This is a genomic window from Psychrobacter sp. SCQQ22 (assembly GCF_015864605.1).
GTDB lineage: Bacteria > Pseudomonadota > Gammaproteobacteria > Pseudomonadales > Moraxellaceae > Psychrobacter > Psychrobacter fozii.
In genome coordinates, this window is sequence record NZ_JADYWZ010000003.1 from 225,633 (window position 1) to 238,950 (window position 13,318).

Below are 13,318 nucleotides of genomic sequence, written 5' to 3' on the forward strand. Positions count from 1 at the left end.
ATATCTTTGAGGATTTGTGACGATACCATTATGAGCACCAGCTAATAATAGCTAGCTTATTACTAAAATTGTAAAGTGGAGATACACCCATGAAAAAACTACTTTTAGCTACAGCAGTTGCTGCTTTATCTGTATCTGCAGCCAATGCAGCCCCTACTATTTATGGTAAAGCATTCGTTACTGCTGACTATGTAAATGCTGAGCGTGACTCATCACTTCCAGAATATGATGTAGATAGCGATTCAGTACAAATCAACTCAAACATCTCACGTCTTGGTTTTAAAGGCTCTGAAGCAATGACTGCTAACACTGATGTTATCTATCAGTTAGAGTATGGCATTGCTATCGATGACAGTGGTGATGATAATGTTGCTTTAAGAAGCCGTGATACTTACCTTGGTCTAGACAACAAAACCTTAGGTCAGTTCCGTTTCGGTCGTAACTACTCAGTGACTGACTACATCAATAACGTAACTGTTACTGAAGGTTTTTGGGATAATCTAGGTGTTAGTAACCTTGACATGGAAGACGATATCCTTGATGCAGTAACCATGGCTGATGGTGGTCGTGTTAATAACTCAATCGTATGGATTGCACCTAAATACAATGGTTTACCATTAGAACTTGCACTTCAGTATGGTGCTGATGAATCTTTTGTATCTGATGATGATGACCGTGATAGTGGTTTTGGTGCATCGTTGATGTTTGACCAAGGTACTGGCTTCACTGCTGGTGTTGCTTATGATAAAGACATGAGCCAAGCAGGCGAGCTTTTACGTGGTAGTGCAACGGTTGATCTAGGCAAATACATGGCAGCGCCAGTTACTTTAGGTGCCATGTATCAAGTAGCTGATTTCGATGGCGGCGAAAAAGACGAAAAAGGCTTGGTTGTTAGTGCTGAAATGGGTCTAACTAACTTTGCTCGTCCAGCATCTGTCTATGTTCAATATAACGGCACTAAAAACCTAGCTGGTTTTGAAGACCGTGATTCAGACCAAGTTGTTCTAGGTGGTAAATACAACTTCAAAGACAACATGATTGCTCATGCTTATATTGGTGACAACTCTGCTGAAGATAAAGCTACTAATACTGATCTTGATGTATTCGCAATTGGTGGCGGTCTAGAATACTTATTCTAGTATCAGCTGCTAATAGCTAATATATAAAAACTCACCCTTCGAGGTGGGTTTTTTTATGATAAAAATAAAATATTAAATACAAAGAATAGTAATATTGAATAATCACAGTCATGTAAATTTTGTTTTTTCACCTTACTGTAATATTTGTTCGGTAAAGTAGTGTTTAAGCAGTTTTCATGACTCGTTATATATAGTGGTTTTGAGTATCTTTGGATACACCATTATATACATCAACTACTTAGCCAACTTATCACTCAAATCGTAAAGTGGAGATATCCTTTGAAAAAATTACTTTTAGCTACAGCAGTTGCCGCTTTATCTGTATCTGCAGCCAATGCAGCACCTACCTTATATGGTAAAGCATTCGTTACTACTGACTATGTAAATGCTGAACGTGATGGTACATTGTATGACGTCGACAGCGACTCAGTGCAAATCAACTCAAACAGTTCACGCCTTGGTTTCAAAGGCTCTGAAGCAATGACTGCTAACACTGATGTGATTTATCAATTAGAATATGGCATTGCTGTCGATGACAGTGGTGATGAGAATATTGCTTTAAAGAGCCGTGATACTTACCTTGGTCTGGATAACAAAAACTTAGGTCAGTTCCGTTTTGGCCGTAATTATTCAGTGACTGATTACATCAATAATGTAAGCGTTACTGAAGGCTTTTGGGATAACCTAGGCTCTAGTAATCTTGACATGGAAGGCGATGTTTTAGATGCGGTAACTATGGCTGATGGTGGTCGTGTTAATAATTCTATCGTATGGATTGCACCTAAATATAATGATCTACCACTAGAGCTCTCACTTCAGTATAGTGCTGATGAAGCTTTTGTATCTGATGATAATGACCGTGACAGTGGTTTTGGCGCTTCGTTGATGTTTGACCAAGGTACTGGCGTTACTGCTGGTGTTGCTTATGATAAAGACATGAGCCAAGCAGGCGAGCTTTTACGTGGTAGTGCAACGGTCGATCTAGGCAAATACATGGCAGCGCCAGTTACTTTAGGTGCAATGTATCAAGTAGCTGATTTTGACGAAGGTACTAAAGACGAAAAAGGTTTGGTCGTCAGTGCTGAGATGGGTCTAGCTAACTTTGCTCGTCCAGCTGCTGTTTACCTTCAATATAACGGTACTAGAAACTTAGCTGGTGTTGAAGATCGTGATTCAGACCAAGTCGTTCTAGGTGGTAAATACATGTATAAAGACAACATCATTGCTCACGCTTATGTTGGTAACAACTCTGCTGAAGATGGTGCTACTGGTGCTGATCTTGATGTATTCGCACTTGGTGGTGGTCTAGAGTACAAATTCTAATCTAAGCATTAGAATCTGATTATAAAAACTCATCCTTCGGGGTGGGTTTTTTGTTGGTTAGCATTTAAATTGCAGAAAAATGTTGATTACCAACACAAAAACAGAAGAGTTTCTGACAGTTTGCATTTTTGCCCTATATTTTATGGCGTATTTTTAGTAAAATCCTTCTTTACCAATTACCGAAAGAGTACTATGACCAAGTTTATATTTGTGACCGGTGGGGTAGTGTCCTCACTAGGAAAAGGTATCACCGCAGCATCTCTTGCCGCTATCTTAGAAGCACGTGGCGTAACAGTCACGATGACCAAGATGGATCCGTACATCAATGTCGATCCAGGTACGATGAGCCCATTCCAACATGGCGAAGTTTTCGTTACCGAAGACGGCGCAGAGACAGATTTAGATTTGGGCTACTACGAGCGCTTTTTACGTCATTCAAAAATGAGTAAAAGCAATAACTTCACCAGTGGTCGCATCTACCAAAACGTTTTAAACAAAGAGCGTCGTGGTGAGTATCTCGGCGGTACAGTACAGGTTATCCCGCACATCACTGATGAAATCAAGAGTAAAATCTTGGCCAGTGGTGAAGGCTATGATATCGCTATTATCGAGATTGGTGGTACAGTCGGTGACATCGAGTCACTGCCTTTCATGGAAGCCGTACGCCAAATGCAAGTAGAGCTTGGCCGTAACAGAGCCATGTTGATGCATTTAACGCTAGTACCTTATATTGCTAGTGCTGGTGAAACCAAAACCAAGCCTACCCAACATTCTGTAAAAGAGCTGCGTTCTATTGGTTTGCAGCCTGACATATTGATTTGCCGTTCTGAACATCATATCTCACAAGACAATCGCCGTAAGATTGCGCTATTCACTAATGTGGAAGAGCGTGCAGTCATTATGTGTGAAGATGCCCAAAGTATTTATCAAATACCGCGCACTTTGCATGAGCAAGACCTTGATGACTTGATTTGTGAGCGTTTCGGCATTGATGTACCTGAAGCAGACTTGAGCGATTGGGATAAAGTTGTTGAAGCGCAGCTCAATCCTGAGACGACTGTGACCGTAGCGATGGTTGGCAAGTATGTCGAACTGCCTGATGCGTATAAGTCTATCAATGAAGCATTGCTCCATGCTGGTATCACACATAAAGCAGACGTAAAGATTGATTATATCGATGCCGAGCGTTTGGAGAGTGATGATAGTTTATTCGCGCAGCTAAATAACGCTGATGCTATCTTAGTACCAGGCGGTTTCGGAGAGCGTGGTACTAATGGCAAAATGAAAGCCATTACTTATGCACGTGAAAACAGCGTACCTTATCTAGGTATCTGCCTCGGTATGCAGTTGGCAGTGATTGAGTATGCTCGTAATGTGCTTAATATTGATGCTAACTCTTCTGAGTTTGATCGCAAGACTGCTGAGCCGATCATCGGTCTCATCACTGAGTGGCTAGATGAGCGCGGTGAGCTACAGATTCGTAGTGATGATTCAGATCTTGGTGGCACTATGCGTCTAGGTGCACAGCAAGCCGAATTAGTTGCTGGCAGCAAATTAAGCCAAATCTATGGCGCGAGCAATATTACGGAGCGTCATCGTCATCGCTATGAGATGAATAACCGTTATATCGAGCCACTAGAGCAAGCAGGTATGACCATATCTGGTTATTCAGCCAAGCAGCATTTGGTTGAGTCAGTTGAGATTTCTGAGCATCCATGGTTCGTTGCTGTACAGTTCCATCCTGAATTTACTAGCTCGCCACGCGGTGGTCATCCACTGTTCAACAGCTTTGTAAAAGCGGCGAAAAACTATAACGAAGCCAGATAGTTCAAACCAAGTCGTTATAAACGCCTGACATATTTACATGTATAAAAAAGACTGATTTTCGAATCGGTCTTTTTTTGAGCCTATATTTTAGAATTAGAGAACATGGTTATCGCAATATAATTGTCCATTACACCTTAATTACGGATAACACCAAACCCAAAAAATATCATTAACCACGTGAAAAGTGATTAGTCTAATAAATGAGGCAGTTGCACTCATTTCTCGGACTATTCTGATTTTTAGGAATGGTATGATTACGCTTGGATACTTTTATTAATTGGGCTATCGGTTACAATATGCGATAGAACCACTGATAACAATAAAGAGGATAGTTGTTTAATGGAAAATTTATTAAAAGCACAATCACATATTCAGCTTAATACGCCTAACAATAACACTATTAATATTGGTAACGATCAGCCGTTTGTATTGTTCGGCGGTATGAATGTTTTGGAATCTAAAGAGTTAGCGTTTGAGATTGTTGAACAGTATATTGATATATGCCAACGTTTGGGCATCGATTATGTCTTCAAGGCCAGTTTTGACAAGGCCAACCGTTCAAGCCTGCACTCTTATCGAGGCCCAGGATTGGCGAAAGGCATTGACTGGCTTGGTCAAATCAAAGAGAAGTTCCAAGTACCTATCATTACTGACATTCATGAGCCTCATCAAGCAGCACCTGTCGCTGAAGTAGCTGACATCATCCAGTTGCCTGCATTTTTGTCACGTCAGACTGATTTGGTCCATGCAATGGCGAAGACAGATGCCATTATTAATATTAAAAAAGCCCAGTTTTTAGCCCCTCATGAGATGCGTCATATCGTCAATAAATGCTTGGAAGGTGGCAATGACAAACTGATATTGTGTGAGCGTGGCAGTGCTTTTGGTTATAACAATTTGGTCGTCGATATGCTTGGTTTTGATACGATGAAGCAGATGGATATTCCTGTATTTTTTGATGTGACACATAGTTTGCAACAGCCGGGTGGGCGTAGCGATAGTGCGGGTGGTCGCCGCGAGCAAATCACGACGCTTGCACGTTCAGGTATGGCAGCAGGGTTGGCAGGGTTGTTTTTAGAAGCACACCCAAGCCCAGAAACAGCCAAATGTGACGGTCCTTGTGCACTACGTATGAGCCAGTTAGAGCCGTTTTTACGCCAACTTAAGCAGATTGATGACTTGGTCAAAGGTTTCGAAACGTTAGACACTCATTAGTAGTACTAGCTAATAGGTCAAAGATAGGAGGATAATGTAATGGCGATTCAAACCGCACAAGTAAGTATCGAAAATATCGATGACGCGGCAGGACTAAATAGCGTGATGACGGCATTGAAGAATATCACTGGCGTAACAGCTATTGATTTAGATACCACTCGCCATGTTGCTAGTGTGCGTTATGAAGATACCGATACGAGTATCCATGCTCTGACGGCGGCAATCAGTATGGTTGATTATGTTACTCAGCCGTTTCCTATCGATGCACCACAAAACTCACATCATGATGATTAATCTTTGATATCGGGTATTATTCCTCGAATGATCCTCAGATAGTATCTGCGCATCATTTATTTAAAACAGTATTATATTAATAAATAAAAAAAAGGAGTCTCATATGACAGACCAAACTCGTGTTATAAAAATCGACGGCATGACTTGCGGTGGCTGCGTAGCCAGTATATATAACGCTACTACTGATATTGATGGCCTAGATGATATCAGTATCGAGCTGATAGACAATCAAGCAACCGTTACTTTTGACGATAGTAAAACGAATATAGAAGCCATTGTTTCAGCGATTGATGATGCTGGCTTTGATGCGACTGTCGCTAACTCATAAGTACCGTCTCTCATTTGAAAAAACCAGCTATTATGGCTGGTTTTTTAATGGTTGAAGAGTAGTGATATTAGGTTGCTTCCCAGATGGCTATAAATGAATTGAATTGATTTGAATGGATAGTAATCTGGAATGTTTTTTAATTTAGATTCATCCATCCACTGATATTTTTATGGCTCATCCAATTTTACAAACGCTATAACGAATAAATGCCATACCGAGTTTTCTTTATGAATGATATTACCCGCAGCACTAATGATAAATCCTACGATGTTGAAACTGACGTTCAGTCAAATACATCACTTACGCCGCAGCGTGCGCATCTACAACTGGCGATTGATGGTATGACATGTCAGGCTTGTGCCTCACGAATCGAAAAGGTACTTAACAAAAAGCCATCGGTATACGATGTGAGTGTGAATTTTGCAGGTGAGACTGCCAATGTCGATTATGATCCGACTCAGACCACACCAGAGCAGGTCACAGAATGGGTGAATAAAACTGGTTTTGTGGCTAATTTACAAGTAGGTGAGAGCTTATTTGAGAGAACGGACAAGGATACAGCAACTGAATACCCTTGGCGCTTGATTGGGCTATGGGTTTGCTTAATCCCATTTTTAGTCGGTATGGCAGGCATGCTGACGGGTTTTGGCATGGCGTGGATGCCACCGGTTTGGATACAGTTCCTCATAGCGACGATTGTGCAATTTGGACTGGCACTGCCATTTTATAAGAGTGCGTGGGCATCGATTAGAGGTGGTCTTGCCAATATGGACGTATTGGTCGTTATCGGTACGGTCACCATTTGGGCATACTCGACTTATCTGTGGCTCACGCATGGCGATGGCACTTTAAATAGTTTGCTGCAAGATGCTAACATGGGTGGTCATGGTGCAGGTAATAGCCCAGCCGTGTATTTTGAAGCAGGAGTGATGGTTATTGCTTTTGTTCGTACGGGTAAATACTTAGAGGAACGTACCAAAAAGCATAGTCTCAATAGTATTGATTTATTATTATCACTGACACCTGACCAAGTTGAGCAGCAGCAGTCAAATGGTGATTTTCATAATGTTGCACTCCAAGATGTACAGGTTGGTGATATTTTGCGCGCTAAGCAAGGTAGCCGAGTAGCCACCGATGGCATGGTTATAGGTGGTAGTGGCTGGTGTGTGGAGAGTCATTTAACTGGTGAGTCCGTACCGCTCAAAAAAGAAGAGGGCGATGGTCTATTGGCAGGTGCTCTAGTCGAAAATGGCAGTTTGCTATATCGAGTCAGTGCTAAAGGTAGTGATACCAAGCTAGGTGATATGGTACAAGCACTCAGTGATGCGCAAGGCTCAAAAGCCAATTTAGCGCGTCTTGCTGATAGAGTGACAGCTATTTTTGTTCCCATCGTTGTTACGATTGCATTGGTTACTTTTGTCGTCACGTGGTGGCTGACAGGTATGGTGGATACGGCACTAATGCACGCCGTATCGGTATTGGTCATTGCTTGCCCTTGTGCGCTTGGCTTGGCCACACCAGCGGCAATCATGGCGGGTATGGGTGTTGCTGCTCGTCATGGCGTTTGGTTTAAGGATGCACAAAGCCTTGAAGCAGCAGGCGACATCGATACCGTTGTCTTGGATAAGACGGGCACACTGACCATTGGCAAACCGACTATCGTTGACCATGTCATGGTGGACAAATCGCTTGCTGTTGATGACGTATTGCAGATTGCAGCGAGCGTTGAGGCACATGCTAGTCATCCATTAGCAACTGCTCTGGTCAACACTGCAAAAAACCGCAATTTGCCATTAATGAATGTTACTGATATCAGCGTGATAAAAGGCGCAGGTATACAAGCAAACATTGATGGACTTGGGCTTATTAAGGTTGGTACGGCAGAGTTTGCTAACTTGACGCTGCCAAAGTTTATGCCAAAAGCATGGCAAGTGGCCAGTACGGTTGCAGTTAGTATTAATGACGAACCTTTAGGCGCTTTTGCTTTAGCGGATGACCTAAAAGCGGATACTCCACAAGCGATTACTGCACTACAAAATGCTGGCATTAACGTGATTTTGATGAGTGGTGACAAGCAGTCTGTCGTCGATTATGTCGCAGGAAAGCTGGGTATCAAGGCGGCTTATGGCAAAATGAGCCCGAGAGACAAGGCGAGCCAGATTGCTAAATTACAAACAGCGGGTCATAAAGTTGCCATGGCAGGTGATGGTGTTAATGATGCACCAGCGATGGCAACTGCCGATGCCAGTTTTGCTATGTTTGAAGGGACAGATGTGGCCCAGCACAGTGCTTCTGCACGATTGATGGGTGAGTCATTAATGCATATCGATGCGGCACAAAAAATCGCTCAAGCAACACTGCGTAATATTAAGCAAAATTTGTTTTTTGCCTTCATTTACAATTGCATTGGCATTCCACTCGCTGCTTTTGGGTTTTTAAATCCTATGATTGCAGCTGCTGCCATGGCGCTTAGTTCCATCTCAGTATTAATGAATGCACTGCGATTGACACGATTTCAGACAGAAATTGAGCTGGATAATACAGTCTCAAACACCAATATTAAAGCAGAGCCGCTGTCTAAAGCATAGGCATTCATTCGCTTTTTACATCGTCACCGATAAAACGATTCGATAACGGCTGACATTGCTGCTCATATTTCATTTTATGGGCGCAAGTTGGTGTAAGATAAGGGAAGTTTGGCAAAATTTATGCTATGATGCCAAGCACTATAGCCAGCTATCGATACGCCAAATAAACCTTTAATCGTACTTAGAATTGACCGATTTTACAAATAGGCAAAGCTGTTTTAGGCGCACGTGCTATACGATAATTTGCTTTATCTTTTTTGTATTCTAGTTGCCGTTATTTACCCCATAAACTTGGCATGACCAAAGGAATTAACAGACATTATGTACGCTGAAGAAACCAACAACGTCACCGCAATTAAAGACATTCGCGCTCGTGAGATTTTAGACTCACGCGGTAACCCAACGATTGAAGCCGATGTTATCTTGGCTGATGGTACGATTGGCCGTGCTGCAGCACCAAGTGGCGCGTCGACTGGCTCACGTGAAGCGCTTGAGCTGCGTGATGGCGACAAAGATCGCTACATGGGTAAAGGCGTGAAAAAAGCCGTTGCCAATGTGAATAGCCAAATCCGTAGCGCTTTGATGGATAAAGACGTTACAGAGCAGCAAGGCATTGATGATGCAATGATTGCGCTAGACGGTACAGAAAACAAAGACAGCCTTGGTGCCAACGCTATGCTAGCGGTGTCACTTGCCACTGCTAAAGCGGCTGCCAAATCAAAGAACTTGCCATTACACCAGTATATTGCCAACTTGCGCAATCAGACGTCGCTCACGATGCCTGTGCCAATGATGAATATCTTAAACGGTGGCGAGCATGCGGATAATACTGTAGATATCCAAGAGTTCATGATTGAGCCAGTTGGGTTTACGAGCTTCTCAGAAGCATTGCGTGCTGGTACGGAGATTTTCCACAGCTTAAAATCTGTCCTAAAATCACAAGGCTTGAATACAGCGGTCGGTGATGAAGGTGGTTTTGCACCAAACCTACGTAGCAACGAAGAAGCCATCACTGTCATTATGCAAGCGATTGAGCAAGTCGGCTATAAAGCTGGTGAAGACATTCATCTTGCGTTAGATTGTGCAGCGAGCGAATTCTATAAAGATGGTCAGTATATCTTGGCAGGCGAAGGTAACAAATCTTTTGATAGCCAAGGTTTTTCAGACTATCTAGTTGGTTTGGCACGTCAATATCCTATTATCTCTATCGAAGATGGTCTTGATGAGTCAGATTGGGATGGTTGGAAGTATTTGACTGAGCAAATTGGCGATAAAGTACAATTGGTCGGTGATGATTTATTTGTAACCAATCCTGCTATCTTGCAAGAAGGTATTGATAAGAAAATTGCCAACGCAATTTTGATTAAGTTTAACCAGATTGGTACTTTATCAGAAACGCTAGATGCGATTTATCTGGCGAAGAAAAATGGTTATGCGACGATTATTTCGCATCGTTCAGGTGAAACTGAAGACAGTACTATTGCAGATTTAGCGGTTGGTACTGCTGCTGGTCAGATCAAGACTGGCTCGCTATGCCGCTCAGATCGCGTCGCAAAATACAATCAATTGCTTCGTATCGAGCAGCAAGTACGTGCAAGCTATCGTGGCCGTGAAGAGTTCATCGGTCTACGTGGTTAATAAGTCCAAGTTGATCAGGACTTAACGTTAAAGCTGGGCAGTATGTAATCATTGTTGTGTTTATATATTGCCTAGCTGCTTTAGCTAATTTTTACTATATCTCTGTCGTTTGGCGTTATCCTCTTATGAAATATTTTAGCCAATTTATGTTACTCGCGTTAGCCGTTGCTGTCCTGTTAGGGCTGCAATATCAGTATTGGCTAGGCGAAAATGGTCGTTTCGAGCACAACGAACTGATGACTCAGACAGAAGAGCAGCAGCGCTTGAATGAGAGCCAAGTAGCAGCAAATAATTTATTACGTACCGACGTATATGATTTAAAAAATGGTCTCGAAGCAGTAGAAGAGCATGCTCGTTTAGATTTGGGTTTGATTAAACCAAACGAGACATTTGTGCAAGTGTCCACTGCACCTACCACGCACAGCAGTCAGTAATCATTCTTAGTTTTCTAAAAAGTACTACCTGTTATTATCTAGAATAGATATTCTGTTCACCTCAATCTCTTTACCCCTCTTAGCACTTGCTTTTCCTTAGCCATATTGTCATGGGTCTCAACCATGAGGGCTGCTTGATGAGTATTATCTTATGAATACCACACCTCGTATACATGCCATGATCGTCGCTGCTGGTCGCGGTAGTCGTTTTGGTGCGTCTGTTGCCAAGCAATACACGATGCTACAAGGACGGACACTGCTACAGCATAGCGTGGCAAGGCTCGCCTGTAGTGATTATGTTGATAAGTGCTTGTTGGTCATTGCAGCAGATGACACCACTGCTCAAACACTCGATTTCGCACTTCCTATAGATTATGCCATTGGCGGCGCTGAGCGTTGGCAGTCAGTACAGGCAGGTGTAGGGGCAATCAGTCATTCAGGCGCTGACGATTCAGACTTAGTGTTGATTCATGATGCTGCGCGTCCTGCTGTACCCAGTAATGATATTGATCAAGTGATCGAAGCGGCGATGACAGAGCCTTATGGCGCTATCCTAGCAACACCTGTGGCTGATACACTAAAAGAGTCAAATGTCTATTCTACTGCTCAATCTGAGCTTACGAATGAGATTATTATTAGTAACCATAACCACGCACATTCTTATGCTAAATGCACTATCGACCGCAGTAACATGTGGCAAGCTCAAACCCCACAAGTATTTCGATTAGGTGAGTTGAAGAGGGTATTGGCTTATGTTCTTACCCATAACCTTTTTATCACGGATGAAGCCAGTGCCTTTGAATACTTAGATTTCCCTATTCGTCTAGTGATTGGCAGTCGCCAAAACATAAAGCTCACTTATCCAGACGATGCTATCTTACTTGCAGCTATTCTGACTGCACAATCGTAATTATCCTAAAGTATCTCCAATAGCTATTTCTTATTAGTTTGCTACTACCTGTATCGTATCGAATACGTCTATTTAATAGAGAGGTAGGTGTGCTTATATCTCACATATTTCAGCCAGCACCTATTTTAAAATAAAAACATAGGCTACTTCATTCGTTTAGAGTCTCCTCAATTATGAAGAACAAACAGTATTGTCAAACATAGATTGCTTTGATGACCAAACTAGCCTATGATGTAACCAACTTAATACAATTAATATAAACATTTATAAAATCAATAATATACCAGACCAATTTGATGCTTCTAAAAGTCTTGTCTCTATGTTTTTTCTAAAGTTAGTATGGTTGTTTTAGCTCCATTTATCTAAAAATAGGGAGAATCGAATTGTCAAAAATTAATGATTCGACAAATCCAGTCACAATAGATCTCTGCCAGCTTGTATATATCAGCCAAATCACTTCGACTGGTCTGTCAGGCTCTAGTACGCTTAACGACATTTCAGAGATTTCGATTGAGCAAAACCAAGCCGATAACGTCACAGGTATTCTTTGCTATGGCAATGGTTACTTCTTACAGTGTGTAGAAGGGTCAGAACAAGCGCTCACTAATTTAAAAAATCGATTACTAGTAGATGACCGTCATAAAGAACTAAAAATTCTAGATTTTTCACAAATCTCTCAACGCCGTTTTACGAATTGGTCTCTACGTTCTGTCACACTTGAACGTTGGATGACAAAAGAGCCTGAGCTGAAAAACTTTATGCCGTTCAAGCCTTACGATTGGGATTCTAGTGAATGGCCAAGGTTTGTAGATATCCTACAAGGGTATTATGAAGAACAGGCAAGAACAGGTAATATAGATACGCCACCTATTAAGTACAGTACATTAGGGGTGACCTTAAGTAAGGTGGTCGGTCAGCATCAAGCGTTCTTTTTGATTCAAACCGTACTTGGTGTGATGGTTATCATGACACTGTTATGGTTAATGTTATCAGATAAAATCTGGTAAATTTTATAAAGAAATCGTATTCGATCTAAAAAGCCAACATTCAATGTTGGCTTTTTTGTCAGTAAATTTTCGATAAAACTTTTAATATAGATGCAGCCGAAAATCAAGTTGCGTATTCATAGTACACATTACTAGCTGCATTAAATTAATAGTGATATACATTTGAAGATCTTAGGTATCGTCTTTGTGAGACAGTTAAATGCACGCATAAAAAAAAGCCCAATCACGATGTGATTGGGCTTTTCGATGGTACGCTTGTTAGTCTTAATAGATGCTTTGCGGCAAACTTGCTAACGAGTGACGCCAAATAGTGGCGTCCCCAGGGGGATTCGAACCCCCGTTACCGCCGTGAAAGGGCGGTGTCCTAGGCCTCTAGACGATGGGGACTAGTAACACAACACCTCAGCTGCTTTCACCATTTATGCCGAAGTGGTGCGTATTCTAATGGTGTCTGCGCTTGCTGTCAAGCCTTTTTCTTCGTCTTTTTAAAATTAAGTATCTTTTTTTGATTGCGCGGCGAGGATGTAAGTCTTTACGCTTTAAATGATAGCGAATCCACAAAGAAGTACAAGCGCTAATCGTCAAAGCTAGTAGCATATAGCCTATGATAGTTCC

The 13,318-nt window shown here is 41.9% G+C and carries 11 protein-coding genes and 1 tRNA gene; 11 read left to right on the top strand and 1 reads right to left on the bottom strand.

The window, feature by feature from the left end:
• The first annotated feature begins 89 nt into the window (after nt 1-89).
• From I6E84_RS05735 to I6E84_RS05785, 11 genes are all read left to right on the top strand, one after another.
• A complete protein-coding gene (locus I6E84_RS05735) occupies nt 90-1,139 on the top strand; it encodes a porin (RefSeq protein WP_197216733.1) in 1,050 nt (349 codons plus the stop codon).
• A 279-nt stretch (nt 1,140-1,418) separates the two neighbouring features.
• A complete protein-coding gene (locus I6E84_RS05740) occupies nt 1,419-2,462 on the top strand; it encodes a porin (protein WP_197216735.1) in 1,044 nt (347 codons plus the stop codon).
• A gap of 192 nt (nt 2,463-2,654) precedes the next feature.
• Nucleotides 2,655-4,289 (top strand): CTP synthase, encoded by a 1,635-nt coding sequence (locus I6E84_RS05745; protein WP_197216736.1) that lies wholly within the window; start codon nt 2,655-2,657, stop codon nt 4,287-4,289.
• Nucleotides 4,290-4,628: 339 nt separating this feature from the next.
• A complete protein-coding gene (gene kdsA, locus I6E84_RS05750; RefSeq protein ID WP_197216737.1) occupies nt 4,629-5,504 on the top strand; it encodes a 3-deoxy-8-phosphooctulonate synthase in 876 nt (291 codons plus the stop codon).
• A gap of 39 nt (nt 5,505-5,543) precedes the next feature.
• Nucleotides 5,544-5,798 carry a heavy-metal-associated domain-containing protein gene (locus I6E84_RS05755; RefSeq protein WP_197216738.1) on the top strand — a complete coding sequence of 85 codons (255 nt, stop codon included), beginning with the start codon at nt 5,544-5,546 and terminating at the stop codon, nt 5,796-5,798.
• Nucleotides 5,799-5,901: 103 nt separating this feature from the next.
• Nucleotides 5,902-6,126 carry a heavy-metal-associated domain-containing protein gene (locus tag I6E84_RS05760; RefSeq protein ID WP_197216739.1) on the top strand — a complete coding sequence of 75 codons (225 nt, stop codon included), beginning with the start codon at nt 5,902-5,904 and terminating at the stop codon, nt 6,124-6,126.
• Nucleotides 6,127-6,353: 227 nt separating this feature from the next.
• Entirely contained in the window at nt 6,354-8,714 is a 2,361-nt protein-coding gene (locus I6E84_RS05765) for a heavy metal translocating P-type ATPase (protein ID WP_197216740.1), read from the top strand.
• A 321-nt stretch (nt 8,715-9,035) separates the two neighbouring features.
• The gene (eno, locus tag I6E84_RS05770; RefSeq protein WP_110923143.1) at nt 9,036-10,352 is read left to right on the top strand and encodes a phosphopyruvate hydratase; all 1,317 of its coding nucleotides are present in this window, start codon (nt 9,036-9,038) and stop codon (nt 10,350-10,352) included.
• Between the two features lie 125 nt (nt 10,353-10,477).
• Nucleotides 10,478-10,786 (top strand): FtsB family cell division protein, encoded by a 309-nt coding sequence (locus I6E84_RS05775; RefSeq protein WP_110923142.1) that lies wholly within the window; start codon nt 10,478-10,480, stop codon nt 10,784-10,786.
• Nucleotides 10,787-10,937: 151 nt separating this feature from the next.
• A complete protein-coding gene (ispD, locus tag I6E84_RS05780; protein WP_197216741.1) occupies nt 10,938-11,696 on the top strand; it encodes a 2-C-methyl-D-erythritol 4-phosphate cytidylyltransferase in 759 nt (252 codons plus the stop codon).
• 383 nt (nt 11,697-12,079) lie between these two features.
• Complete coding sequence (locus tag I6E84_RS05785; protein WP_197216742.1) at nt 12,080-12,703, top strand: BLUF domain-containing protein; 624 nt, start codon at nt 12,080-12,082, stop codon at nt 12,701-12,703.
• A 311-nt stretch (nt 12,704-13,014) separates the two neighbouring features.
• Here the strand turns inward: I6E84_RS05785 and I6E84_RS05790 are convergent.
• Nucleotides 13,015-13,090: transfer RNA gene (locus I6E84_RS05790), tRNA-Glu, on the bottom strand.
• Nucleotides 13,091-13,318: the final 228 nt, after the last annotated feature.